We start from the raw sequence: 25,796 nt of genomic DNA, 5'->3' as shown, positions 1-25,796 counted from the left end.
AATGCGGCTATACGGTTATCCGGCAAGTTGATCTCACCCTGTCCGGTTTTGGGGTATTTTCAGGTCGTGGCGACCAATCGCAGCGTGTTCGAGATGGTCACGGCCTTCCTGGCCATGATGGTTGCTGGAATGTCGCTGCTGCTGCCGATCGACTTCCCGTGGACGAGCGGAGCCACCGCGGTCCAGTTGGATCTGCTCGCCTACAGCCTCCCGCGATCGATCGCCGCGGGCTGTCTGATCGCCCTCATCGTGGCGGTCTTCGCCACCACCATCAATCACGGGCTGGCCGCCTGGGGCTCGGCCTCCTGCGGGATCGTGATCCTGTTCCTGAATCATCTGATCGGACATTTCTCCAATCCGACCGGGTCGATGTCCACGGTCAACTTCCTGGACTCGGTGGCCGGGGGCATCCTGCTGGGCGGCATCGCGACGGCGGTGCTGCACGGCCGGTTACAGGTCTTCGGGTGGACGCTCGGCGCGCTCGGCAGCGTGGTGGTCGGGGCCGCCGCGCCGCTGTCCGCCGTCGGCGAGGTCGGCGTGCGCACCGCGCCGCACACGGATTGGCCTGCCGTGGACTCGATTCCGATGTGGCTGCTGCTGGTGACGCTGGTGCTGGTCGGCATCGGGACCTTCGTGAACCGGAACCGGCAGGGGCTGGAGCGCCGCACGGTCGAACTGCCGCTGGCGCCGGTCGTGGCGGGCGTGCTGTTCGTCGGGGTGACCCTGCTCGTCTCGGAATGGCTGGCCCGGCACGCCGACAGCACGACGGCCATCGTGCTGGCCGTCGTGGCGACGGTGCTGTCGAGCTTCGTCACGGCCATGCTGCTGCCACGCCGGGACGGCATTCTGGTACTGCTCGCCGTCGCCGCCATCGCGGTCGACAGCGCGATCCAGCCGCCGACGTTCCCGCACTGGTCGATCTGGCCGATCGTGGCCGTGATCGGGGTGGGCCTGATCCTGGGTTTCCGGATCCCGGGCCCGATGACGGCGCTGGTCCTGCTCGCCGGACTGGCCGGCTGGAGCGCCGCCACCGAGCACAGCAAGACCCCGATCGGGACCACCGTCTCCGGTGTGCTGCTGGCGCTGGTGGTGGGGTACGCGTTCGGCAGCGCCTCCCCGCGCTACAACCCCACCCGGGTGCTCGGCGTGACCATCGTGCTGTTGCCGTCGGTGGTGCTCGCGCTGCGCGACCACGTCGACCGCGACGATCTCGCCGCCGGAACCAGTGACGCCGGCCACTGGCACATCCTGCCGGTCCCGGCCGTGGACTCGCCGACCCCCGACTGGACGGCGCTGGCCATCACCGCCGGATGCGCCGCCGGGCTGCTGGCACTGCGACATTGGCGAGCGCCGGTGGTGTACGGGCCACCCCCGGTGGAGGCGGACACGCCCGGAACATCCAGAGCCACCTCGGCGAGCCACCGGCCGAAGTCCGCGGGCCGCTGAGGGTTGCGCAGCCGTAGCGGCACGTAAGATCGACTTCGCCCACCCCGCCGCCTACCCGACGGAGTGACGTTTGCTCGCCGTCCTGCTCGCCCATCTCGCCGCCGCCGTCGTCGCCTTGCCGTGCGTCCGAATCCTCGGCCGGAACGCGTTCTACCTGCTGGCCCTGGCGCCGCTGGGCGGGCTGCTCTGGGTGGGCGCGCACTGGGACGACGGCACGCGCCTCGCGGTCACCTGGGCACCGACCATGCACATGGATTTCGACCTGCGCTTCGATTCCCTGGCCTCGATCATGTCGGCGCTGGTCCTCGGGATCGGCACGCTGATCCTGCTCTACTGCGCGCGCTATTTCGGCGACGACGACCGGCAGCGGCTCGGCATCTTCGCGGGCTATCTGGTCGCCTTCGCCGGGGCCATGTTCGGCCTGGTCGTCAGCGACAACATGCTGGTGCTCTACACCTTCTGGGAGATCACCACCGTCCTGTCGTTCCTGCTGGTGGGACACCATTCCGAACAGGGACCGGACCGCCGGGCCGCGATGCAGGCGCTGCTGGTCACCGCGGCGGGTGGGCTGGCCATGCTGGTCGGCATCGTCGCGGTGGGCGAGCACTACGGCAGTTATCTGCTGTCGGACGTGCTGGTCCGGGTGCGGCCGGACTGGCCGACCGCGGTCGCGCTGGTACTGATCCTGATCGGCGCGCTCAGCAAATCGGCCATCGTGCCGCTGCACTTCTGGCTGCCCGGCGCCATGGTCGCGCCGACGCCGGTCAGCGCCTACCTGCACGCCGCGGCCATGGTGAAGGCCGGTGTGTATCTGGTGGCGCGGCTCGCGCCCGGATTCGCCGCGGTCGGGCCCTGGCATCCGATCGTCCTCGGCCTGGGCCTGCTCTCGATGATCCTGGCCGGGCTGCGCGCACTCCAGGTCACCGACCTGAAGCTGGTACTCGCCTTCGGCACCGTGAGTCAGCTGGGATTCCTCATGGTGCTGCTCGGCGTCGGCACCACCGACGCGGCGCTGGCCGGGGTGACCCTGGTGGTGGCGCACGCGCTGTTCAAATCCGCGCTGTTCATGGTGGTCGGGATCATCGACCACGGCGCCGGCACCCGTGACCTGCGGCGGCTGTCCGGGCTCGGACGGCGCGAACCGGTGCTGTGCGCGATCGCGATCCTGGCCGGGCTTAGCATGGCGGGCATTCCGCCGCTGCTGGGCTTCGTCGGCAAGGAGAGCGCCCTCGACGCGCTGCTGACCGCCGGCACTCTGTCCGCGCCGGTGCGGGGTGTGGTGACGCTGGGCGTGGTGATCGGTTCCACCCTGACGGTGGGCTACAGCCTCCGATTCCTCTGGGGCGCTTTCGGAACCAAGCTCGAATCGACGGAACCGCCGATGCCCGCACGGCGTCGGCATCGGCCCGGACCACTGTTGCTGCTGCCGCCGGCCGTGGTGGCGGTGCTGAGCCTGGTGGCCGGTGTCGGTGCGCCCTGGCTGGATTCGTTGCTGCGGCCGTATTCGGTGACCCTGCCCGGACATCGGCCGCCGCATCTCGGGTTGTGGCACGGGTGGGGGCATCCGCTGGCGCTGACCATGGTGGTGATCGCCTGCGGCATGGTGCTGTTCGAGATCCGGGACCGCATCGGCGAATCGGCGAATCCGCGCCTGGGCAACGCGGATCGCGTCTACGACCGGGTGCTGGCCACGATGGACACGCTGTCGCTGCGGATGACCGGTGCGACCCAGCGTGGTTCGCTGCCGCTGAACCAGGCGTTGATCCTGACCACCCTGGCGGTGTTGCCGACGGTGATGCTGCTGTGCGGCCACCGCGCCCGAGTGACGTTGCGCTGGTGGGATTCCCCGATGCAGCCGGTGATCGGGCTGATCATGGCGGGGATGGCGATCGGCGCCACGGTGATGCGCAACCGCCTGGCCGGGGTGCTGCTGGTCGGGGTCACCGGCTACGGCTGCGGTGTGATCTTCGCCCTGCACGGCGCTCCCGATCTCGCGCTGACCCAATTCCTGGTCGAGACATTGACTCTGGTGATCTTCGTGCTGGTGCTGCGCAAGTTCCCGGCGGAGGTCGAGCCGAGCCGCACCGCGGCGCTGCGGTTGCGCCGCGCCGGGCTCGCCGTCGTGATCGGCGTCGTGGTCGCGGTGCTCGGCGCGTTCGCGACCGCGGCCCGCACCGCGGAACCGATCTGGCACCGGATCCCCGCGGCCGCTTATCAATTCGGTGGCGGTAAGAATGCGGTCAACGTGCTGCTGGTGGACGCGCGGGGCTGGGACACCCTCGGCGAGATCTCGGTGCTGATGGCGGCCGCCACCGGGGTGGCCTCCCTGGTGTTCCGCAGCCGCCGCTTCGGGCTGCCGCCGCGGGTCGCCGATGCCCCGGGCTACCACCCCGATCCGGACCTGCCGGAGTGGTTGCAGGCTGCCTCGCTGCTGCCGGCCCGGGAGCGGTCGATGGTGCTGGCGATCACCACCCGCCTGGTGTTCCCGACCATCATGACGATGTCGGCCTACTTCTTCTTCGCCGGGCACAACGCGCCCGGTGGCGGGTTCGCCGGCGGGCTCACCGCCGGATTGGCGCTGGTGCTGCGGTATCTCGCCGGTGGGCGCTACGAACTGGGCGAGGCGCTGCCGCTGGACGCCGGGCAGTTGCTCGGCGCCGGGCTGGTCCTCGCCGCGGGTACCGCGACCGGGTCCATGTTCCTCGGCGCGCCGCCGCTGTCCTCGGCGGTCATCCAGGTGACGCTGCCGCTGATCGGCACGGTGAAATTCGTCACCGCGATGCTGTTCGACCTGGGTGTGTACCTGATCGTGGTCGGACTGGTGCTGGACGTGTTGCGCAGTCTCGGCGCCGGATTGGACAAAGAAGCGAGCAGTCGCGGCACCGACCGGGTCCGCGGACAGGAGGCCCGATGACGTCGAATCTCACCCTGCTGATCCTCATCGGCGTGCTCGTCGCCTGCGGGGTGTACCTGGTGCTGGAACGGGCGGTGTCGAAGATGCTGCTCGGGATGATCCTGTTCGGCAACGCGGTGAATCTGCTCATCGTCACCGTCGGCGGCCCGGACGGCCGCGCGCCGATCCTCGGTGATCACGATCGGGTGCACCACGACACCGCCGACCCGCTGGCCCAGGCCATGGTGCTGACCGCGATCGTGATCACCATGGGCGTGGCCGCGTTCGTGCTGGCGCTGGCCTACCGGTCCTACACGCTGACCACCACCGAACAGATCGAGAACGATCCGGAGGACCTGCGGGTCGCCGCCCAGCGGGAGGCGGAGCGCGACACATGACCCTCTCCCCCGCACTACAACCGATCCTGACCCCGCTGCCCGTGCTGATCCCGCTGCTCACCGCCGCGGGCACGCTCATCGCCGGGCGCAAACCGCGCTTGCAGCAATCGATCTCGGTGGCCGCCCTGACCGCGCTGGTGGTGATCGACGCGCTGCTGCTGTGGCTCGCCGACCGGTACGGCATGTCCGCCCTCCAGATCGGCGGCTGGCGCACGCCGATCGGCATCACCCTGGTGGTGGACCGGCTGTCGGCGGCGATGCTGCTGGTGTCGGCGATCGTGCTGCTGGCGGTGCTCGTGTACGCCGTCGGGCAGGGTATCAGCGACGGCGCCGAACGGCAGCCGACCTCGATCTTCCAACCGACCTATCTGGTGCTGAGCGCGGGCGTGTCGATCGCCTTCCTCGCCGGTGACCTGTTCAACATGTTCGTCGGCTTCGAGGTGCTGCTGACCTCGTCGTTCGTCCTGCTCACCCTGGGCGCCAGCGCCGACCGGGTCCGGGCCGGGGTGTCGTACGTGCTGGTCTCGATGCTGTCCTCGCTGATCTTCCTCATCGGAATCGCGCTGGCCTACGCGGCCACCGGCACCCTGAACCTGGCCCACATGGCGACCCGGCTCGGCGAGGTGCCCAGTGGGGTGCGCAGCGCCATCTACGCGGTCCTGCTGGTGGCGTTCGGGATCAAGGCGGCGGTGTTCCCGCTGTCGAACTGGTTGCCGGATTCGTATCCGACCGCGCCGGCGCCGGTGACCGCGGTGTTCGCGGGCCTGCTGACGAAAGTCGGTGTGTACGCAATCATCCGGATGCATACCCTGCTGTTCCCGACCAGCCACTTCGACCGGGTGCTGCTGGTGTGCGGGCTGCTGACCATGCTGATCGGCATCCTCGGCGCGGTCGCGCAGAGCGATATCAAGCGACTGCTGTCGTTCACACTGGTCAGTCACATCGGCTATCTGATGTTCGGCGTGGGGCTCAACACCGTCGCGGGCCTGACCGGCACGGTCTACTACGTGGCCCACCACATTCTGGTGCAGACCACGCTTTTCCTGGTGGTGGGGCTGATCGAGCGGCAGGCCGGGTCCGCCTCGCTGGACCGGCTCGGCGGCCTGCTGGCCGCGAGCCCGCTGCTGGCCCTGCTGTTCGGCCTGCCGGCGCTGAATCTCGGTGGCATACCGCCGTTCTCGGGCTTCATCGGCAAGACCGTGCTGCTGGAGGCGGGCGCTGCCGAGGGCGGCGTGCTGGCCTGGGTGCTGGTGGCCGGGTCCGTGCTCACCAGCCTGCTGACGCTGTACGTGATGGCCCGGGTGTGGAGCAAGGCGTTCTGGCGGTCCCGGACCCAGGCGCCCGAGGGCGAATTCGCCGATGCCGCACCGTCGGCGCTGATCGACGAGTCCACCGATGTGCTGTTCGCGGATCGGCGCGATCCGGGCCGCATCCCGCGGCTGATGCTGGTGCCGACCGCGGCGCTGATCGCCGTCGGGCTCGGCCTCACCGTGTTCGCCGGGCCCATTCTGGGCATCGCGGGCCGGGCCGCCACCGATCTCGGGCATCGCGCCGACTACCTGAACACCGTGCTGGGCCCGGCCGATTCGTGGCGGTCCGGAGGCGACCGGTGACCCGCGAGACCGCGGTCCGGATCGGGGTGCTGCTCTGGCTGGGTGTCGTCTACATGGCGCTGTGGGGTGATGTCAGCGTCGGCAATCTGCTGGCGGGGCTGGTGATCGCGGCGGTGGTGACGGCCTCGCTGCCGCTGCCGCGAGTGACCGTCACCGGCCGGATCCGCCCGCTGCCGCTGCTCGAACTGCTGCTCGCCAGTGCGTACTACGCGCTGGAATCCAGTCTCCAGATCGCCTGGTTCGCGATCCGGCCCGCGGGGGCGCCGACCTCGGGGGTGCTGCGGATGCGGCTGTCCATCCGCTCGGATCTGGTGCTGGTGCTGTGCACGGATCTGCTGAATCTGATCCCCGGCACCATGGTGCTGGAGATCGACCGGACCAATCCGACCGTCTGGGTCCATGTGCTGGATGTCGGCAGCGATGCCGCCGTCGAGAAGTTCTACCGCAGCACCCGGCGGCTGGAACGGCTGCTGATCGACAGCTTCGAACGCCCGCCGGACCCCGGCGCGGCGATCACCGAGGAGGAGTCATGACCGTCGTCGCGATCGTCGCGGGGGTGCTGCTGGCCGCCGCGGCGCTGCTCACCGCCTATCGGATCCTGTCCGGGCCGAACACCCTGGACCGGGTCGTCGGCATCGACTCGCTGATGGCGATCGCGGCCTCCGGGCTGGCGGTCTGGGCCGCCTACAGCGACGACACCGCGGTGCTGCCCGCCATCACGGCGCTGGCGCTGGTCGGCTTCCTCGGCTCGGCCGCCGTCACCCGCTTCCGGGTCCGGGACGACCGATGAGGAGCGGATGGTCTGCCTGGCTGCACGGCGGCATGCACTGGGTGGCCGGTGTGCTGATCCTGTCGGGTGCGGCGCTGGCGTTCACCGCGGCGCTGGCCCTGATCCGCTTCCCGGACACCCTCTCTCGCATGCACGCCGCCACCAAACCGCAGGTGGTGGGGCTGGTGCTGGTGCTGATCGGCGCCGCGCTCGAACTACACGGCCACGGCAGCTTCTGGGTGCTGCTGCTGGTGGGGCTGTTCACCCTGGTCACCGCCCCGGCCATCGCACATCTGCTGGGCCGCACCGCCTATCGCGAGCAGCGCAACCGCGACGGCCTGCTGCTGGTCAACGAACTCGGCGACGAGGAACTCGAATGAGGTGCGCGCGCCACGGCCGGTGATCGCGCGGCCCGGTACCCGAGGATCGCACGGCTCAGCCGGATGATCGCACGGCTCAGCCGGATGATCGCGCGGCTCAGCCGGCGTGAGCGGGCTGGACCGGCAGCGGCGGCTCGGCGACGCGGGGGCGGGCGAACCAGGCCGCGTGAAAGGCCCAGGCGTACCCCGCGACCAGGCCGACGGCGATGACCCCGGCGGGCAGCGCGTGCTGCGACATCCACACGGCCAGGAACCGATAGGACAGCAGCAGGCCGGCCAGCAGGGTCGCTCCCCCGGCGACCAGGGTGACCCGGGTGCGGTCCCAGCCGCGTTCCGGGGCGCGCAGCGCGGATTCGACGGTGAGGCACAGCACGAAGCCCGCGACCAGATCACTGCCGTAGTGGTAGCCGAAGCCGAGGGTCGCCGACAGCGTGCACACCACCCAGAAGACGCCACCCCAGCGCAGCCAGCGCGGCGCCGGGGAACCGTCGGTATCGCGGCGGGAGTGCAGGAACAGCGAGGTGGCCCAGGCGGTGTGCATCGAGGGCATGCAGTTGCGGGGTGTGAAGGTGTCGAACGGCAACGCGGCGGGGGCGTGGTCCAGCGGCGGCACCACATGCGGCCAGTAGTTGCCCAGTTGCAGGCCGTGGCCGTCGGCGCCGAAGGCGAACACGGGGCCCACCACCGGGAACAGCACATAGATGACCGGGCCGAGCAGCCCGACGGTCAGGAAGGTGCGCACCAGATAGTGCCGCGGCCACACCCCGGTCTTCACCACGTGACGCAGCTGCCACACCGCGACCACCATCGCGGCGACCGGCAGTTCGATGTACACCCAGTGCAGTACCGCGTACACCTGCGGCCCGAGCGCCGCGACCGCCCGGCCCAGCAGCCACGACGGTTCGCCGAAGGCGTGATCGGCCAGCACCACATAGCGATCCAGCACCCGCGGGCCCGCCAGCACGGTGATGTGCAACCAGACGTCGCCCACCTTGGTGGCGAGCACCAGCAGCGCGCCGAGGGCGGCGGCGTGCAGGGCGTTGCGCTTGTCGCGGCCCTCCCAGCCGAGCCAGGCCACCAGCGCCAGCCCGGTCAGCGCCAGCACCGGACCGTTGCCGAAGGTCAGCGGCCCGCCGAGCAGCACCCGGACCACCGCGTAGATCGCGTCCAGAGCGATCGCCGCGCCGAGGGTGAGAAACCGCCGGCGCCAGGACAATCCGATCAGCGCCAGCGCCAGGCCGGCCCACGGCACCGAGACGGATTCGGGTACGCCCGTGTAATCCGACCACAGACTCTGCAACGGACCTTCGAAGCCGCGGCGGGCGGCCACCAGTTGCAGGGCGATCAGCAGGATCGGGACAGCGGCGACCGCGGCGACGACCAGTAGCCGCCTCGACGGCAACCGGAGCCGACCACGGCGAGCCACACCACCGAGATCGGAGCGGGTGTCGTCGAGAAGCACTCGACCATAGTAAACATACGATGAACGCCACCCCTCTGGGCAGCTGAATCAGCGACTACCGAACGGCAACGGCCGGTGTACCGGCGGTTACGGAACGCACCCGATCGTGACCATGGCCGGATCGGAGCGAGAGAGACCGGGCTGTAGTGCGGAGGGCCGCCCGTCAGGCGTCGAGTTCCTTGACCAGCGCGTCGACGACGGCGATCAGATCACCCTGGGCGGCCGCCGCCACCCGGCGTTGCCGCTGGTAGGAGGCGCCGCGCTGCGGGATCTCCGCCACCAGCGCCAGTTCCTTCTCACAGCCGAGCAGTTTCGCGGTGGGTTCGAGCCGTCCGAGCAGATCGGCCAGATCGTCGGTGACCAGCCGCTCGTTGCTGGCGGCGTCGGTGATGATGATCGCGTCCAGCCCGTAGCGGGCCGCGCGCCATTTGTTCTCCTGGACGTGCCACGGCGGAATAGTGGGCAATGTCTCACCGGCGCTGACCCGGTGATCGATGTCCACGACCAGGCAGTGGATCAGCGCCACCAGCGCGGAAAGCTCTGCGCGCGTGGAGATTCCGTCGCACACCCGGACCTCGATGGTGCCCCATTTCGGGGCCGGGCGGATATCCCAGTGCATACCGCCGAGCTGTTCGAACACGCCGGTCTTGAGCTGGTCGTGCACGAAAGCCTCGAACTGCGTCCAGTTCTCGAACTGGAACGGCAATCCGGCGGTGGGCAGCTGCTGGAACATCAGCGCCCGGTTGCTGGCGTATCCGGTGTCCAGGCCGGACCACATCGGCGACGAGGCCGACAGCGCGAGCAGATGCGGGTAGGCCAGCAGCAGATGGTTGAGGATCGGGAAAACCTTGTCCGGGTGCGAGATTCCCACATGGACGTGCACACCCCAGATCAGCATCTGCCGGCCCCACCACTGGGTGCGCTCGATCAGCTCGTCGTAGTGCTCCGAGCGGGTCAGCTGCTGGGTGGACCACTGCGCGAACGGATGGGTACCGGCGCAGAACAGATCCACACCGAGCGGATCGGCCGCGCGCCGGACGGCGTCCACGGTGCCGGACAGATCGTCGACGACCTCGGCGACGGTGTCGTGGATGCCGCTGACGATCTCGACGGTGTTGCGCAACAACTCCTTCGTGACCTGTGGACGGCCGTCGGTGGCGCGCAGGTCGCCGACCGCGTCGAAGACCTCGGCCGCGGTGTTGGACAGATCGCGCGTGCGCTTGTCGACGAGCGCGATCTCCCATTCGACGCCCAGGGTGGGCCGGGGCGAGCTGTTCCAGTGAACCGTGTGCAAGCCTGCCCCGCCCATAGCTCTCCCCCTGTTACCCGACGACGCCGCAGGCGACCCGGGCGCCCGCGTCACCGGTCGCCATGGTCTCGGCGTCCGGTCCGCTGGCGCCACCGGCCTGCGTGTACCGGCTCGGAATATTGCCGAAGTTGTCCGCACCGGCGTGGATGATCAGGGCCTTGCCCTTCACATCGTCCAGCGTGACGGAATCTGTGGTGGTGACCAGCTTCGCGGTGCCGTCCTGCCGCACCTCGAGGGAGGTCAGGTCGCCGCTGGCCGGCTTGGTCATGGTGTCGCCGAGTTGCAGATGCCCACCGGCGGAGAGGAAGTCGCCCGCCGGGCCGCCGGTCGGCGCCACCGAATTGGGCTCGCACTTGCCGTTCGCGTGGAAGTGCATGCCGTGGAAACCGGGCTTGAGGCCGTGCGCGTCGACGGTGAGCTCGAGGTGGGTGCCCGACTTCACGATGGTCACGGTCCCGACGCTCGCGCCCGAGGCGTCCTTGAGGTCGGCCTTCAGCGAATCGGCCGGATTGGCGCCACCGGGGGCCTGCTCACCCGACGCCGTCGCGGCGCCGCTCGGGGCCGTGGCACCCGTCCACACCGGCGGTGTGGTGCCCTTGACGTCACTCGACTCCTGGCTGTTGGAGCAGGCCGCGAGGCCGAGCACCGCGACCGCCAGCACCGGGGTCACAGTCCACCAGGAGGGGCGACGAATTGTGGACAGGGCCATCGGGGAACTCCTTTACGAGTACCGAGTTTACGAGTAGAGCTGCATGATCGGATTCGTTACGGGACAAGATGATGCCAGAGCCGTTATGCCGCCCGCGCACGGGCTCACCCGGCGGTGAGCCGAGGCCCGATGCCGGCCGGGTACCCGGCGACCAGTGTTTCAGTTGCCGGTCACGATCACGATCACACCCGGCGGCGAGTCGGCGATTCCGGCGAATCGCGGCTCGGCCGTGACCCCCAGGTCGTTCGCGATGGCCTGGGCCGCCGCCTTCTCCTGCGGGGAACTGCCGTAATAGACGGTGGTACGCGACACCACACCGTCGGGATAGTTGCCGGTCTCGGTGACGTTCCAGCCGCCGGAGGTCAGCTGGCTGCCGGTCTTGGCGGCCAGGCCCGCGATGGTGCTGTTGTTGAGCACCCGCACCGGGACCGACTTGTCCACCGGCGCAGCCGAAGTCGCGCCGGCGGGCGGTGCGGTGGTGGTGGCCGGGGCGGGCGTGCCGGTGGGTGCGGCCTCGGCGGCCGGGGACGACTCCGTGGTTGTGGTGGACGTCACCACCGGGGCCGCCGACGAGGCGGCGGCGGACGCCGCCGGGTGCGAGGCCGCGACCGCCGAGGAGGTGGCCGGCGCGACCGTGGCGGTCTGCGAACCCTCGGACTCGGACTTGGACAGCGACATCGCGCCGAGACCGGCGAACACGATGGCCAGGGCGATCAGCACCATCGCGAGCGCACGCAGCGGCGGTCCACCGGACGGTGGATTCGGGGTGCTCACCGGATCAACCCTAGTAGCCACCTGCATCACGCCTGGAAGCCGAGCTTGCGTGCCGCCCTGGACTTCTGGCGACTGGTCCGCAACCGGCGCAGCCGCTTGACCAGCATGGGGTCGGCCTCGAGCGCCTCGGGACGGTCGACCACGGCATTGAGCACCTGGTAGTAGCGGGTGGCGGACAGGCCGAACAGCTCGCGGATGGCCTCCTCCTTGGCGCCGGCGTACTTCCACCACTTGCGCTCGAAGGCCAGGATGTCGAGCTCGCGCCGGCTGAGGCCGCCGGACTCGAACCCGGACTCGGACTCGGACTCGGACTCGGACTCGGACTCGGACTCGAACCCGGCCCCGGACCCGGACCCGGCGGAGTCGGCCTGCCCGGCCGATGCCGCGATCGCCTCGGCGGAGTCCGCGGGATTGCCGTCCGGTACGGAAAGACCCGGTACGGAAAGACCCGGTACGGAAAGACTCCGAGCCGCTGCGCCGTCCATATCGCTCCCTCGCCGTAGAACCACCAGACCGATACGTTGCCGCCCATTGAATCACGAAAACGCACGGACCCGGATCCTCCCGGCGTGTCCCGCGCCGGGTCGGCCGGGGCCCGGCGGTTCGGTTCGCTCCGGCGAATTCGGGCTCCCCACCGCAGCTCAGTAGAGTGAGCACTTATGGCGATTCTCCCGATCCGCATCGTCGGCGACCCGGTGCTGAACTCCCCGACCCATACGGTCACCGCGTCACCGGACGAGCTGGCCCAGCTGATCGCGGACATGTACGACACCATGGACGCCGCCCACGGCGTGGGCCTGGCCGGCAATCAGGTGGTCATCGAACACGAGGACGAGAAGTCCCCGCGGCTGTTCGTCTACGACTGCCCGGACCCCGGCGCCGGGGGCGGCGCCGTGACCCACCGCCGCGGCGTGGTGGTCAACCCGGTGCTGGAGACCTCGGAGATCCCGGAGACGATGCCCGATCCGGACGACGACGAGGAGGGCTGCCTGTCGGTGCCGGGTGAGCAGTTCCCCACCGGGCGCGCCGACTGGGCCCGGGTCACCGGCACCGACGAGAAGGGCGAGCCGGTCACGATCGAGGGCCGGGGCTTCTTCGCCCGCATGCTCCAGCACGAGGTCGGCCACCTGAACGGCTATCTGTACGTGGACGTGCTGATCGGCCGCAACGCCCGCGCGGCGAAGAAGGCGATCAAGCGCAACGGCTGGGGGCAGCCCGGTCTGAGCTGGGTGCCGGGCACGGTGCCGGATCCGTTCGGGCATGACGACTGATCCCTCCGGCGATCCGATGTCCGAGGAGAATCCGCTCGGCCACCGGGTGGTGGTGCGTTATCGGCTGCCGCCCGGACAGCCACAGCGGTTCACCGATGTGATCGGCGTGCTGATCGGCTGGGATCCGCCGACCGTGCGCACCGCCGACGACGCCGTGATCACCCTGGACCCCGCGCAGATCGTGGCGCTGAAAGCCGTGGGGCCCAGGCCGGTTCGCACCCGCGAGATCCGTGCGCTGGAGGCGGCGGCGGCCGACGGCTGGCCCGGGGTGGAGCGCGAGCGCATCGACGGCTGGCTGGCGTCGGCCGGCCACGGCTACACCGGGCGAGCCAATTCCGCGGTGCCGCTCGGTGATCCGGAGACCGGCGGCCCGGCCTCGGTGCTGGACCAGAACGTGCTGCTGCGGCTGGACCTCTGGTACTCCGGGCACAGTCTGCCGCTGCGGCTGCGGCTGCCGGACCGGTTGGCGCCGGTGCCGCCGCACTGGCACGTCTGGGGCGAGACCCGGGTGCTGGGCGTCGACATCGATAATGTGGTGCTGCCACAGGGCCCGGCGATGGTCCGGGTGGACCCGGCGCCCACGCCGGAATGGCTGGAACTGCGCCGCTTCTCGGGTGAGGACGCGGTCGACGTGGCCCCGCCGGAACCGGACGAGGCGGTGCTCACCGCGGTGCGCGACGGCATCGTCGGCTTCGCGGCGCTGGGCCTGCCCAATCCGCTGGCGATCGGCCGCGGAGCGGTCACCACCGCGCCGGACGGCCGGATCTGGGTGGGGCTCACCTGCATAACGGTCGCCGCCCCGCACCGCCGCCGGGGGCTGGGCACCCTGGTCTGCGCGGAACTGCTGCGCTGGGGCCACAAACACGGCGCCACGCACGCCTACGTCCAGGTGGAGGCCGACAACCACGCGGCCCTGGAGTTGTACCGCGACATGGGTTTCCTGGACCATCACGGCTACCGCTACGCTGCACCGACAGCACCGTGAGCCGGAGGAAGGCGGGGCACCCGTAGATGCGGTTGGCAACCTGGAACGTGAATTCGATCCGGTCCCGGCTGGACCGGGTGCTGGCCTGGCTGGACCGCGCCGACATCGACGTGCTGGCGATCCAGGAGACCAAGTGCCGCGACGACCAGTTCCCGGCCGAGGCGTTCGCCGAGGCCGGATACGAGGTGGCGCACATCGGGCTGAGCCAGTGGAACGGGGTGGCGATCGCCTCCCGGATCGGCCTCGACGACGTCGAGATCGGTTTCCCGGGGCAGCCCGGATTCGACAAGGACGCGGCCGATTCGCTGCTGAGCGCGCCGGTGGTGGAGGCGCGGGCGATCGGCGCCCGCTGCGGCGGGGTGCGGGTCTGGAGCCTGTACGTACCCAACGGCCGCGCGCTCGCCGATCCGCACTACACCTACAAGCTGGAGTGGCTGGCCGCCCTGCGACAGGCCGGCGCGCAGTGGCTGGCCGCCGAGCCGGACGCCCGGATCGCCCTGGTGGGCGACTGGAATATCGCGCCCTCCGACGACGACGTCTGGTCGCCGGAGTTCTTCACCGGGAAAACCCATGTGTCACAACCGGAACGGGATGCCTTCGAGGCGGTCGTGACGACCGGGTTCGCCGACGTGATGCGGCCGTTCGCACCCGGCCCCGGGGTCTACACCTACTGGGACTACACCCAGCTGCGCTTCCCCCGCAAGGAAGGCATGCGCATCGACTTCGTCCTCGCCTCCCCCGCACTGGCCGCGCGCGTCACCGACGCGTCGGTCGATCGCGAGGAGCGGAAGGGCAAGGGCGCCAGCGATCATGCCCCGGTCGTTGCCGAATTCACCGATCAGCCCGGAGATATCGTCCCGGGCTGATCGAATCATGTTGTCGCAGGCGATGATTCAGGCTGGACGAGTCTTGATCGCGTCCTGCGAGATGAACACGTCCCAGCTGCCGGTGGTGGCGATGACCGCGTTGCCGTAGGCCGAGCGCACGAACGGCTTGGTGTACCAGGAGTGCTGCTGCATGTCGGCGAAGAAGTTCGCGTCGCTGCCGCCGACGAAGATCTGGTTCTGCTTCACGGCGACCCCGTCGAGACGCTCACCGAACAGCCGGGTCACCTGGTAGCCGGAGTGGAAGCCGACCGTGTTGACCCAGTGCTGCAATTCGACGATGTCGGCCTGCAAGACCCACATGTCGCCCTCGACGCGGTACTTCTGGTGCAGATCGCCGTGCCCGCGATCGCCGTACAGGGTGAGGTCCACATCCAGGGTGTGCGGCGTGCCCGCGACCGGCGCGGCGACCACGTGCGCGGCCTTCACCTCGCCGGTCAGGCCGAGATACGCCTGGAGCAGGGTGGTGACCCACAGCACCACGCCGGCGATCAGGATCAGCACGATGCCGCCCGAGCCGTGCCGGGCGAGCGCGCCCCGGCCGACCTTGCGCATGCGGAAGAACCCTAGAACGAACAATGCGAGCGCGAGCACCACCATGGCGATGAGCAGCACTTGAATCCAGCCGAAGGCCACCGGGAAGACCATGCTGTAGTTGTACCGCCCGCGACCGTTTTTACACCAGAGCGAAAATGCCTTCTGCCGGAGGGTTTGTCGGAACGTCTGTCGGAACGTCTGTCAGAACGCGGCCTCGTCCAGTCGCATGATGTCGCCGTCGAGCGTCTCCAGTACCGCCCGCACGCCGCTGAGCAGCGGCAACCGGTTCTTGGCGAACCATGAGGCGACAGTGGCCTTTCCGGTGTAGAACAGCCGGTCCTTCTCCGACGGCTGCCCGTCGAGGGCGGCCAGCGCCACCTTCGCCTGTTCCAGCAGCCGCCAGCCGATCACCAGTTCGCCGGCGGCATGCAGGAAGCGCACCGAACCGAGGCCGACCTTGTAGATCTCCTCCGGATCCTGTTGCGAGAGCACCAGATACTTGGTCAGCACCGAGACCATGGCCTGCACGTCCGACAGGGCCGCACTCAGCAGCGCCTGCTCCGTTTTCAGCCGGTCGTCCGGGAGCGGGGTCTCCGCGAACCGCTGCACCAGCCCGGCGATGTGCGCCAGCGCGCGGCCGTTGTCGCGAATGATCTTGCGGAAGAAGAAGTCCTGGGCCTGGATCGCGGTGGTGCCCTCGTACAGCGAGTCGATCTTCACGTCCCGGATGTACTGCTCGATCGGATAGTCCTGGAGATAGCCGGAACCGCCGAAGGTCTGCAAGGTCTCGGTGAGGGCCTCGTAGGCACGCTCGGATCCGACGCCCTTGACGATGGGGAGCAGCAGATCGTTGACGTGCACGGCCATTTCGGCGTCGGCGCCGAAGTTCGCGGCGGCCAGCTCCGCGTCCTGATATGCCGAACAGTACATGTACAGCGCCCGCAACCCTTCGGCGTAGGCCTTCTGCAACATCAGACTGCGGCGCACGTCCGGATGATGGCTGATGGTCACCCGCGGCGCCGACTTGTCGGTCATCGCGGTGAGATCCGCGCCCTGCACCCGGATCTTGGCGTATTCCAAGGCATTCAGGTAGCCGCTGGACAGGGTGCCGGCCGACAGCACTCCCACCATCATGCGGGCGCCCTCGATCACCTCGAACATCTGCGCGATCCCGTCGTGCGCCGCGCCGACCAGATAGCCGATCGCGGGCCGCTCGGCGCCGAAGGTCAATTCACAGGTGGGCGAGGACTTGATGCCCATCTTGTGCTCCAGGTCGGTGACGTAGACGCCGTTGCGCTCGCCCAGTTCCATCGTCGCCGGATCGAAGCGGATCTTCGGCACCACGAACATCGACAGGCCCTTGGTACCGGGCCGGGCGCCCTCGGGGCGGGCCAGCACCAGGTGCAGGATGTTGTCGGCGGTGTCGCCGAGGTCGCCGCCGGAGATGAAGCGTTTGACGCCCTCGATGTGCCAGGTGCCGTCGGGTTGTTCGACCGCCCTGGTGCGGCCCGCGCCGACGTCGGAGCCGGCGTCGGGCTCGGTCAGCACCATCGTTGCGCCCCAACGATTCTCCCACGCGTGGGTGGCCCAGCGCTGCTGCTCCTCGGTGCCCTCGAGATGCAGCACCCGGTGCAGGGCCGGGCCCATGTTGAAGAAGCTCGCGGCATTGTGCGCGGCGACCAGCATCTCCTGCACCGCCCACACCACCGGCGGCGGCACCTCGACGCCGCCCATCTCCGCCGGCATACCCAGCGCCGACCAGCCCGCCTCGTTGATCGCGGACACCGTCTTGCGCATCGAGTCCGGCACGATGATCGTGTGGTGCTCGGCGTCGAACTGGACCGGGTGCCGGTCGGCGTCGACGAAGGATTCCGCGACCGGCCCCTCCGCGAGCCGCAGCACCTCGGCCAGCATGCTGTGCACGGTGGCGGTGTCGAGATCGCCGTACCGGCCGGATGCCAGCGCCGCGTCGACCCCGAGCGTCTCGAACAGATTGAACTCGATGTCGCGCAGATTCGCCTTGTAGTGGCCCACGTCGTCTCCTCGCCGTCCCGGTGATGTCGCCCTCGTGGTATCCCCTTCGAGGAGGTTGCCGTATTTGCCCTGGGCTACGCAACCGTAAGGAGCAGCATTGCCGACCTGCGGTTATCCAATATTGGCCGAATGTTGCCCGAACTCGCCTTGCCCTCGGTGCGAGGACGCGGGAAACCTCCCGCTGATATCTTGAAGCGCATGGCTGGCACGGGCTCGGACGCGGTGGTGCGGCCGCGGGCACGGGCACAACACCTGGGCCCCGAACGCCGGCGCCCGCACGTACTCGACACCGCCTTGCAGATCGCCGTCTCCGAGGGCATCGCGGCCGTGACCATCGCCGCGGTCGCCGAGCGCATGCAGGTCACCCGGCCGGTGGTGTACGCCTGCTTCGCCGACCGCGTCGAGCTGATCGACGCGCTGATCCGGCGGGAGGAACAGTATCTGGTCCGCGGTATCACCGGGGCCCTGCCGCGGCGGCGCGTCGAGGCCGACGAGACGGTGTTCGTGGAGGGGTTCCGAGCACTGCTGGACACCGTGTCGGCGCGGCCGGACACCTGGAAACTGTTGTACGGCAATCCGGATCCGGCGGTCGCGGGTTCGTTCGGCCGCGGCCGCCGGCTGGCCGTCGAACGCTGCACCCGGCGACTGCGCCCCACGCTGCGGGCGTGGGGCACCGTCGACGCCGAACGCAAACTCCCGGCCCTGGTCGAACTGTGGGTGTCGGCGGGCGAGAGTGCGGTGCGCACCCTGCTCGCCGGTGACACCGACTGGGACACAGCGGAATTGGGCACCCTGGTCGGCACCGCCGTCTACCGCGCACTGCGGCACGCCTGAATCGGCCGGGCGGCCGTGTGCGGGAAATCAGCTGCGCCCGAGGATTTTTCGTGCCGCCCGGCTGCCGCGGGCACCGAGGCCGAGGGCGGCGACCAGGGGCAGTACCGATTTCGGGTCGTAGGGCTGCCGCCAGAAGCCGCCGTGCGCGGCGTCGGCGTACAGCAGGGCCTCCGGCTGGCCGTCCCGGTCCGGGACGGGGGCGGCCAGGTCGGCGACCAGTTTCGCGGCCATCAGGTAGCGCGCGGTGTCGGGCGGGAAGATCTGCACCCCGAAGAATTCGGCGCCGGAGTAGGCGATCTCGAAGGTCGGATTCCTGGTCACCGAGCGGGTCCAGGCGGCCGGGGCCACGGTGATCGAGACCGGATGACCGGCGGCGGTCGCGGTCAGCGCCCGCCACCGCTGCAATCGTTTGGCCAGCGCGTAATTGGGGCCCTGCATCGGCAGCATCATGTCGGCGACGCCCCAGCGGGAGCCACCGGGACCGGCGTGGGTGACCGGATAGGCCCGTCGTCCCATCCGGCCGCGGCTGATCGTGCGCAGGCCGTCGCAGGTCGCGGCCGTCAGCCGGCCGCCGCGGCCGGGCAGCGGGCGGGTGCCGTCGACGATGTCGCCGGGTACCAGATAGGCGTCGGTCGGTGTGCCGAGATAGGCGAGCGCGGTGCCGGGCCGCTGCGCCAGCAATCGGGTGGCGATCAGGTCGGCGGCCGCGGTGAGGGTGACGTGGCGGGGGCCGTCGGCGTAGCCGTACATGCCGAGCACCAGCGGCTTGTCGGCGGCGGCCTGGATCCAGGCGCCGGCCTCGCCCACCGCGGCGGCGACGTCCAGTCCGGCCGCGCTGTCCGAATCCCGTTGCGGCACAGTGACGGAGCCCGCACCGCGGCGCGCGATACCGGCGATCCGGTCGGCCACCGCGCGCATCGGCACGTCCAGCGCCAGCACGTCCGCACCCCATTCGCTGAGCGGTTCCAGCGGGCCCATCTCGGCGGCCGCGCCGATCAGCGCGACCTGCCTGCCCGGCAGCGCCAGCAGCGACGGGTCGTCGATCACCCGCTGCACCGCATCCGCGAATCCGGGTTCCACCACGCCGAGATCGCGCCACCGGCACAGCTGGTCGCGCAGTGCGGACCCGCTCAGCCGACCGCCGTGATACGGCACCGACAGTTCCCGGGCCGGACTCGATTCCCCGTGCACCGTCACTGTTTTCGCGGTGACGGTGGTCGGCCAGTCCAGCCGGTCGAGCGGGACCTCGCCGGAATCGCCGCGGTGGTGCAGCATTCGGCGCATCGCGGCCAGTCCGTCGGTGGCGATGCCGAGCACCGGCGCGCCGCCGCGGGCGCCCGCCGCGGTCACCGCGACATAGTGGTCGAGATATTCCGTCCGCCAGTTGCCCGCCGCCACGATCCGGTCGGCCTGGTACGGGTCCCAGCCCCGCACCGCCGCCGCCAGGATCGCCGCGCCCGTCACGGTGGAGGACCGGGAACCGCCCACCTCAGGAAAGACCACACCCCACTCGTCACCAGCTGACATCTCCGCCGCCTTACGTCGCGTTTTCGGGTAGCCGTGCCGCACTGTGCTGTGAGGCTACCGCCGGGCGGCGGCCGCACCGGGTATCCCGAACCGGTCGCGGCGCGGGGTCGCGGCCGAGTATCGTCGAGGGGCGTACCTCCGGGTACGGCCACAACCTCATATCGGCAGTAAGCAGCGGGGGCTCGCACCAGCGGGCTGAGAGGACGGCTAGCCCATCTACGGGCGGATCAGGGCCGTCGACCGTACGAACCTGACCGGGTAATGCCGGCGTAGGGAGGATTTCGAATGTCATCGAATCGTGTCGCGGCCGACCGGGTGGACACCGTCACCACCGGTCCCATTCAGGGCAGCGTCAAGCACTACCGGGACGTCGACGCCGACGGCACGGCGTTGCGTATCCCGGTGCGCCGGGTCGGATTGACCACCGGCGACCACTTCGACGTGTACGACACCTCCGGGCCGTACACCGATTCCACCGCCGTCATCGATGTCGAGGCCGGGTTGCCGAAGCTCCGGGAGAGCTGGGCGAAGCCGCAGGTCCCGGGACCGCGGACCCAGCTGGCCTGGGCCCGGCAGGGCATCGTCACCACCGAGATGGCCTATATCGCCGCCCGCGAGGGTGTGTCGGCCGAGTTGGTGCGCGAGGAGGTCGCCGCAGGCCGCGCGGTCATCCCGGCCAATCATCGCCATCCCGAATCCGAGCCGATGATCATCGGCAAGAAGTTCGCCGTGAAGATCAATGCGAACATCGGGAATTCGGCGGTCACCTCCTCCATCGCCGAGGAGGTGGAGAAGATGGTGTGGGCCACCCGCTGGGGTGCGGACACCATCATGGATCTGTCCACCGGCCGCAACATCCACGAGACCCGCGAGTGGATCCTGCGCAATTCGCCGGTGCCGGTCGGCACGGTGCCGATCTACCAGGCGCTGGAGAAGACGAACGGCGATCCCACCGAGCTCACCTGGGAGCTGTACCGCGACACCGTGATCGAGCAGTGCGAGCAGGGTGTGGACTACATGACCGTGCACGCGGGCGTGCTGCTGCGCTACGTGCCGCTGACCGCGAAGCGGGTCACCGGCATCGTGTCCCGCGGCGGGTCGATCATGGCGGCCTGGTGCCTGGCCCACCACACCGAATCGTTCCTGTATACGAATTTCGACGAGCTGTGCGAGATCCTGGCGCGCTACGACGTCACCTTCTCCCTCGGCGACGGACTGCGGCCCGGTTCGATCGCCGACGCCAACGACGAGGCGCAGTTCGCCGAGCTGCGCACCCTCGGTGAGCTGACCGGGATCGCGAAATCCCATGGCGTGCAGGTGATGATCGAGGGTCCGGGCCACGTGCCGATGCACAAGATCGTGGAGAACGTCCGGCTGGAGGAGCAATGGTGCGAGGAGGCGCCGTTCTACACCCTCGGCCCGCTGGCCACCGATATCGCGCCCGGCTACGACCACATCACCTCGGCGATCGGCGCCTCGATCATCGCCCAGGCCGGCACGGCGATGCTCTGCTACGTCACGCCGAAGGAACATCTGGGCCTGCCCAACCGCGACGACGTGAAGACCGGGGTGATCACCTACAAGATCGCCGCGCACGCCGCCGACCTGGCCAAGGGGCATCCGCAGGCGCAGGAGCGCGACGACGCGCTGTCCCGGGCCCGCTTCGAATTCCGCTGGCGCGACCAGTTCGCGCTGTCGCTGGATCCCGACACCGCCCGCGACTTCCACGACGAGACCCTGCCCGCCGAACCGGCCAAGACCGCGCACTTCTGCTCGATGTGCGGGCCGAAGTTCTGTTCCATGCGGATCTCCGCCGACGTCCGGGAGTACGCCGAGAAGCACGGCCTCACCGGTGAGCAGGCGCTGACCGCCGGAATGTCGGAGAAGTCGGCGGAATTCGCCGGCGCGGGCAACCACGTGTACCTGCCCGTCGTCTCCTGAGCGGGCACGAGATCTCCTGAAACCGCCCCGCCCGGCTCACGGCGGAGGCCGGGACCGCCGCCAGGTCCCGGTTTCCGCCGTGGGCCGGGCAGGGCTGCTTCAGGCCGGGCCGCCGGATCGCCAGCGGTGCGCGAATTCGCCCGGTTCCGGTGCGGGGCCGGGTAATTCGCCCGCGGTGGCCAGGCCGTCGACGAGCAGGGTCAGCACCCGGCGGCGCAGTTCGGCGGCGCGGGCGGCGTCCGGCAGCGCCACCGAAGCGCATGCCTCCAGCACCAGGCCCAGATCCGCGACCGTGACTCCGGCCCGCAATCGGCCGGATCGCCGTGCGCGCGCGAGGATCTGCTCGTTCAGCTCGGCCGAGTGCTGGACTTCGGGCATGAATTCCGGTCCGGGGGTGAAGGTTCCGGCGAGCCGGACCGTCAGGGAGTGCACGTCGGCGGCCACCACCCGGTCCAGGAATTCCACCAGCGCCTGCCAGTCGTCCGGATTGTCCAGCGCCGCTTCGGCTTCCGCGTTGTAGCGGCGCAGGCCGTCGAGGCACAGGGTGCCCAGCAGCACCTCCTTCGAGGAGTAGCGGCGGTAGAGCGCGCTGATGCCGACGCCGGCGCGCTCGGCGACGGCGGCGATCGGGGCGGAGGGGTCGGCCAGGAAGACCTCGCGGGCGGCGGCGAGGATGATCCCGTCGTTGCGGGCCGCCTCCGCCTTGCGGCCGGAAAGACCCTTGCGCACGGCAGTGGCAGCTGTCTCGGACATGACTCCAGCCTAGCAGTTGAAACGGAATGATCCGTTCTGTTATTGTCGAAACAGAACAAAGCATTCCGTTCCAAAGGAGAGCCCGACATGACCTCGACGACCGCGATCCGCCCCTTCCGCATCGACATCCCGCAGGTGCGCCTCGACGATCTGGCCGACCGGCTGCGCCGGGCGCAGTGGCCGGACGAACTGCCCGGCGTCGGCGACGCCTACGGCGTGCCCGGCGATCGGGTGCGCGCGCTGGCGAAGTACTGGCGCGAGGAGTTCGACTGGCGGGCCCTGGAGTCGCGGCTGAACGCGTATCCGCAGTTCACCACCGAGATCGACGGTGAGCAGATCCATTTCCTGCACCTGCGCTCCAGCCGGGCGGACGCCACGCCGGTGCTCCTCGTCCACGGCTGGCCCGGTTCGATCCTGGAGTACCTGGAGGCGCTCGCGCCGCTCACCGAGCCGGCGGATCCGCAGGCGCCCGCCTTCCACGTGGTACTGCCGTCACTGCCCGGCTTCGGCTTCTCCGGGCCGACCCGCAGCACCGGGTGGAACCGCTATCGCACCGCGCGGGCCTGGCTCGAGCTCATGGACCGGCTCGGCTACCAGCGCTTCGGCGCGATCGGCAACGACGCCGGGTCGATGATCGCGCCGGAGCTCGGCCGGCTGGCTCCGGAGCGGGTGACCGGTGTCCATGTCACCCAGCTGTTCTCGTTCCCCTCCGGCGATCCGGCGGAGTTCGAGGGGCTGTCGGCCGAGGATCAGGGCGCGTTGCAGCATCTGCAATGGTTCCTGGACAACAAGATGGCCTTCAACACCCTCCACGGCCAGCAGCCGCAGACCCTGGCCTACGCGCTGACCGATTCCCCGATCGGCCTGCTGGGCTGGAATGCGCAGCTGTTCGGCGAATCGCTGGATCCGGATTTCATTCTCGGCAATGTGGCGCTGTACTGGCTCACCGGCACGGCCGGATCCTCGATCCGCTTCTACTACGAGGACGCGCACGCCACCGAACATCCGCAGGGGCCGACCAGCACGCCGACCGCCCTGGCGATGTTCGCGGGCGACTTCCGGTCGATCCGGCGCTTCGCCGAACGCGACCATGCCCGCATCGTGGCCTGGAACAGCTACGACCCGGGTCTCACCGGCGGCGGCCCGAACGACGCGGGCGGGCACTACGCCGCGCACGAGGCCACCGACGTCCTGATCGCCGACGTCCGCAGCTTCTTCGGGAGCCTGGACTGAGTTCTCGGCCTCCGCTTCGCTGTGGCGGGTTCGCGGAGTTACGGAACCAGCGTGTTCTCCGAGTGGCGGCCGGCCAGATAGTCCTCGACGTTCGCGGCCGTGGCGGCCACGATCTGGCCGACCGCGGTCGCGGTGAAGTACGCCTGGTGCGAGGTGACCAGGACATTGGGGAAGGTCATCAGGCGGGCCAGGGTGTCGTCGGCGATGCCGGCCAGGGATTTGTCCGTGTAGAACAGGCCGGTCTCCTCCTCGTAGACGTCCAGGCCCACACCCCGCAACCGGCCGGCGCGCAGGGTTTCCACCAGGGCGTTGGCGTCGACCAGACCGCCGCGGCTGGAGTTGATCAGGATGGCGTCGTCGCGCATCCGGGACAGGGCCGTGTTGTCGATCAGGTGGTGGGTGTCGGGGACCAGCGGGACGTGCAGCGACACCCAGTCGGATTCGGTGAGCAGCCGGTCCAGGGCGACGTACTCCATGCCCAATTCGTCTCGGCAGCAAGCATTCTCGACGACATCCCAGCCGAGCAGGCGGGCGCCGAAGCCGTGCGCGATGCGCGCGAAGGCCACGCCGATCTTGCCGGTGCCGACCACCCCCACCACGCTGCCGTGCACGTCGCGGCCCAGCAGTCCGTCCAGCCGGAAATCGAATTCGCGGGTGCGGTTGACCGCCCGCACGATTCGCCGGTTCACCGCCGTCGCCAGGGTCCAGGCGAATTCCGCGACCGCATACGGCGAGTACTCGCAGACCCGGGCCACGGTCATCCCCAGCTCCGCGGCGGCGGTGAGGTCGATGTTGTTGAAGCCGGTGGAGCGCTGCGCGATCATCCGGGTGCCGCCGGCGGCCAGCACCCGCAGCACCTCGGCGTCGAGGCGGGCGTTGACGCCGGTGCTGATCACCTCGTGCCCGGCCGCCAGCGGCGCGGTGTCCGGGCTCATGAACTCGGACAGGCAGCGCACCCGGTGCCGGTCGCCGAGCGCGTCGATCAGCAGCGGCTGCTCATCGGCCTGCACGCCGAAGGCGAGGATGTCCATGCCGGTGACGCTAACCCGGCGTCACCGGGCCGGGGGCCGGTCGAAACGCAACCGTTGCCCGTATCCTCCGACCCGCCTCCGGGCCGCGGCAGCGGTCGCTAGGGTCGTACCGTGAAATTGTTGCCGCTCACCCCCGACGGGCAGACCCCGGTTCGCGTGCTCACCATCGCCGGAACCGACTCCGGCGGCGGCGCCGGAATCCAGGCCGACTCCCGCACGATGGCGTTGCTGGGTGTGCACGCCTGTGTCGCGGTGGCCGCCGTGACCGTGCAGAACACGGTCGGGGTGAGCGGATTCCACGAGATCCCGCCGGAGACGGTGGCCGCGCAGGTGCGGTCGGTGGTGACCGATATCGGCATCGGGGCGGCGAAGACCGGCATGCTGGCCTCGACGGCGATCATCGAGGCGGTCGCCGCGGTCTGCCGGGAGCTGGGCATCGGGCGCGACGGGCACGTCCCGCTGGTGGTGGATCCGGTGGCGGCCTCCATGCACGGCGATCCGCTGCTGCACGCCGAGGCGCTGGATGCGTTGCGGCACACGCTGATTCCGCTGGCGACCGTGATCACGCCGAATCTGGACGAGGTGCGATTGCTCACCGGCATCGAGGTCACCGACGACGCGACCGCTCGCGCGGCGGCCGAGGCGCTGCACCGGCTGGGGCCGCGCTGGGCGATCGTCAAGGGCGGGCATCTGCGCACCTCGGACTTCAGCACCGATCTGCTGTTCGACGGCGAGCGGTTCCACGAACTGTCGGCGCCCCGCATCGCCACCGGCAACGACCACGGTGGCGGCGACACCCTGGCGGCGGCCACGGCGTGCGCGCTGGCACACGGCTACGAGGTGCCCGACGCGGTGGCCTTCGCCAAGGAGTGGACCACCCGATGCCTGCAAGCCGCTTACGATCTCGGCGCCGGGCACGGGCCGGTGTCGCCGCTGTGGCGATTGCGGGCCGATGTGGCCGCGCACCGACGCTCGTGACCGGTAGGCGCGAATCCGGGACCGTACGGGCATCC

The 25,796-nt window shown here is 69.8% G+C and carries 24 protein-coding genes and 1 riboswitch; of the genes, 14 read left to right on the top strand and 10 right to left on the bottom strand.

Features of this window, described 5'->3' with window-relative positions; genetic code table 11:
- Window positions 1–66 precede the first annotated feature (66 nt).
- The 7 genes from LBW94_RS42370 (at window position 67) to mnhG (ending at window position 7,499) form a co-directional block, all read left to right on the top strand.
- Window positions 67–1,446 (top strand): hypothetical protein, encoded by a 1,380-nt coding sequence (locus LBW94_RS42370; RefSeq protein ID WP_225062167.1) that lies wholly within the window; start codon window positions 67–69, stop codon window positions 1,444–1,446.
- Between the two features lie 70 nt (window positions 1,447–1,516).
- Entirely contained in the window at window positions 1,517–4,360 is a 2,844-nt protein-coding gene (locus LBW94_RS42365; protein WP_225062166.1) for a Na+/H+ antiporter subunit A, read from the top strand.
- Entirely contained in the window at window positions 4,357–4,737 is a 381-nt protein-coding gene (locus tag LBW94_RS42360; protein WP_225062165.1) for a Na(+)/H(+) antiporter subunit C, read from the top strand. Before LBW94_RS42365 ends, LBW94_RS42360 begins: the two co-directional genes overlap by 4 nt.
- The gene (locus tag LBW94_RS42355; RefSeq protein ID WP_225062164.1) at window positions 4,734–6,350 is read left to right on the top strand and encodes a Na+/H+ antiporter subunit D; all 1,617 of its coding nucleotides are present in this window, start codon (window positions 4,734–4,736) and stop codon (window positions 6,348–6,350) included. The genes LBW94_RS42360 and LBW94_RS42355 overlap by 4 nt, the downstream gene beginning before the upstream one ends.
- The gene (locus LBW94_RS42350) at window positions 6,347–6,883 is read left to right on the top strand and encodes a Na+/H+ antiporter subunit E (RefSeq protein ID WP_225062163.1); all 537 of its coding nucleotides are present in this window, start codon (window positions 6,347–6,349) and stop codon (window positions 6,881–6,883) included. Before LBW94_RS42355 ends, LBW94_RS42350 begins: the two co-directional genes overlap by 4 nt.
- A complete protein-coding gene (locus LBW94_RS42345) occupies window positions 6,880–7,140 on the top strand; it encodes a monovalent cation/H+ antiporter complex subunit F (RefSeq protein WP_225062162.1) in 261 nt (86 codons plus the stop codon). The genes LBW94_RS42350 and LBW94_RS42345 overlap by 4 nt, the downstream gene beginning before the upstream one ends.
- Window positions 7,137–7,499 (top strand): monovalent cation/H(+) antiporter subunit G, encoded by a 363-nt coding sequence (mnhG, locus tag LBW94_RS42340; protein ID WP_225062161.1) that lies wholly within the window; start codon window positions 7,137–7,139, stop codon window positions 7,497–7,499. Before LBW94_RS42345 ends, mnhG begins: the two co-directional genes overlap by 4 nt.
- Before the next feature lie 97 nt (window positions 7,500–7,596).
- On the opposite strand, the gene LBW94_RS42335 is transcribed toward mnhG, so the two are convergent.
- The 5 genes from LBW94_RS42335 to LBW94_RS42315 form a co-directional block, all read right to left on the bottom strand.
- Complete coding sequence (locus LBW94_RS42335; protein WP_416277067.1) at window positions 7,597–8,961, bottom strand: DUF5933 domain-containing protein; 1,365 nt, start codon at window positions 8,959–8,961, stop codon at window positions 7,597–7,599.
- Between the two features lie 163 nt (window positions 8,962–9,124).
- Window positions 9,125–10,270, bottom strand: a complete 1,146-nt coding sequence (locus LBW94_RS42330; protein WP_225062160.1) for a glutamate--cysteine ligase — start codon at window positions 10,268–10,270, stop codon at window positions 9,125–9,127.
- A 13-nt stretch (window positions 10,271–10,283) separates the two neighbouring features.
- Window positions 10,284–10,979: a superoxide dismutase[Cu-Zn] gene (sodC, locus tag LBW94_RS42325; protein WP_225062159.1), complete on the bottom strand. Its 696-nt coding sequence runs from the start codon at window positions 10,977–10,979 to the stop codon at window positions 10,284–10,286.
- 159 nt (window positions 10,980–11,138) lie between these two features.
- Complete coding sequence (locus tag LBW94_RS42320; RefSeq protein ID WP_225062158.1) at window positions 11,139–11,753, bottom strand: LytR C-terminal domain-containing protein; 615 nt, start codon at window positions 11,751–11,753, stop codon at window positions 11,139–11,141.
- Between the two features lie 26 nt (window positions 11,754–11,779).
- Entirely contained in the window at window positions 11,780–12,142 is a 363-nt protein-coding gene (locus LBW94_RS42315) for a DUF3263 domain-containing protein (protein WP_225062181.1), read from the bottom strand.
- A 270-nt stretch (window positions 12,143–12,412) separates the two neighbouring features.
- Here LBW94_RS42315 and LBW94_RS42310 point away from each other — a divergent pair, with 270 nt between their 5' ends.
- From LBW94_RS42310 to LBW94_RS42300, 3 genes are read left to right on the top strand one after another with little or no spacing between them, the layout of a single operon-like run.
- Window positions 12,413–13,024, top strand: coding sequence for a peptide deformylase (locus LBW94_RS42310; RefSeq protein ID WP_225062157.1), 612 nt, complete (start codon window positions 12,413–12,415; stop codon window positions 13,022–13,024).
- A complete protein-coding gene (locus LBW94_RS42305; protein ID WP_225062156.1) occupies window positions 13,014–14,009 on the top strand; it encodes a GNAT family N-acetyltransferase in 996 nt (331 codons plus the stop codon). Before LBW94_RS42310 ends, LBW94_RS42305 begins: the two co-directional genes overlap by 11 nt.
- Before the next feature lie 26 nt (window positions 14,010–14,035).
- Window positions 14,036–14,875: an exodeoxyribonuclease III gene (locus LBW94_RS42300; protein WP_225062155.1), complete on the top strand. Its 840-nt coding sequence runs from the start codon at window positions 14,036–14,038 to the stop codon at window positions 14,873–14,875.
- 27 nt (window positions 14,876–14,902) lie between these two features.
- Here the strand turns inward: LBW94_RS42300 and LBW94_RS42295 are convergent, their stop codons facing one another.
- Complete coding sequence (locus LBW94_RS42295; protein ID WP_225062154.1) at window positions 14,903–15,541, bottom strand: hypothetical protein; 639 nt, start codon at window positions 15,539–15,541, stop codon at window positions 14,903–14,905.
- Window positions 15,542–15,631: 90 nt separating this feature from the next.
- Entirely contained in the window at window positions 15,632–17,464 is a 1,833-nt protein-coding gene (locus LBW94_RS42290) for an acyl-CoA dehydrogenase (RefSeq protein WP_225062153.1), read from the bottom strand.
- Window positions 17,465–17,662: 198 nt separating this feature from the next.
- Between LBW94_RS42290 and LBW94_RS42285 the strand changes: the two genes are divergently transcribed.
- Window positions 17,663–18,298 carry a TetR/AcrR family transcriptional regulator gene (locus tag LBW94_RS42285; RefSeq protein ID WP_225062152.1) on the top strand — a complete coding sequence of 212 codons (636 nt, stop codon included), beginning with the start codon at window positions 17,663–17,665 and terminating at the stop codon, window positions 18,296–18,298.
- A gap of 27 nt (window positions 18,299–18,325) precedes the next feature.
- Here LBW94_RS42285 and LBW94_RS42280 read toward each other — a convergent pair whose 3' ends face one another.
- Complete coding sequence (locus LBW94_RS42280) at window positions 18,326–19,825, bottom strand: hypothetical protein (RefSeq protein ID WP_225062151.1); 1,500 nt, start codon at window positions 19,823–19,825, stop codon at window positions 18,326–18,328.
- 164 nt (window positions 19,826–19,989) lie between these two features.
- Window positions 19,990–20,118: riboswitch (TPP riboswitch) on the top strand.
- Between LBW94_RS42280 and thiC the strand changes: the two genes are divergently transcribed.
- Window positions 20,111–21,766, top strand: a complete 1,656-nt coding sequence (thiC, locus tag LBW94_RS42275; protein ID WP_225062150.1) for a phosphomethylpyrimidine synthase ThiC — start codon at window positions 20,111–20,113, stop codon at window positions 21,764–21,766. (Overlaps the previous riboswitch by 8 nt.)
- A gap of 99 nt (window positions 21,767–21,865) precedes the next feature.
- Here thiC and LBW94_RS42270 read toward each other — a convergent pair whose 3' ends face one another.
- Window positions 21,866–22,519, bottom strand: coding sequence for a TetR/AcrR family transcriptional regulator (locus LBW94_RS42270; protein ID WP_225062149.1), 654 nt, complete (start codon window positions 22,517–22,519; stop codon window positions 21,866–21,868).
- 87 nt (window positions 22,520–22,606) lie between these two features.
- On the opposite strand from LBW94_RS42270, the gene LBW94_RS42265 reads away from it, so the two are divergent.
- Window positions 22,607–23,752, top strand: a complete 1,146-nt coding sequence (locus tag LBW94_RS42265) for an epoxide hydrolase family protein (protein WP_225062148.1) — start codon at window positions 22,607–22,609, stop codon at window positions 23,750–23,752.
- Window positions 23,753–23,790: 38 nt separating this feature from the next.
- Here LBW94_RS42265 and LBW94_RS42260 read toward each other — a convergent pair whose 3' ends face one another.
- A complete protein-coding gene (locus LBW94_RS42260; protein ID WP_225062147.1) occupies window positions 23,791–24,783 on the bottom strand; it encodes an NAD(P)-dependent oxidoreductase in 993 nt (330 codons plus the stop codon).
- A gap of 111 nt (window positions 24,784–24,894) precedes the next feature.
- Here LBW94_RS42260 and thiD point away from each other — a divergent pair, with 111 nt between their 5' ends.
- The gene (gene thiD, locus LBW94_RS42255; protein WP_225062146.1) at window positions 24,895–25,761 is read left to right on the top strand and encodes a bifunctional hydroxymethylpyrimidine kinase/phosphomethylpyrimidine kinase; all 867 of its coding nucleotides are present in this window, start codon (window positions 24,895–24,897) and stop codon (window positions 25,759–25,761) included.
- Window positions 25,762–25,796: the final 35 nt, after the last annotated feature.

The organism is Nocardia sp. alder85J, assembly GCF_020176955.2.
Taxonomy (GTDB): Bacteria; Actinomycetota; Actinomycetes; order Mycobacteriales; family Mycobacteriaceae; genus Nocardia.
This window is presented reverse-complemented; position numbering and strand designations above follow the sequence as displayed.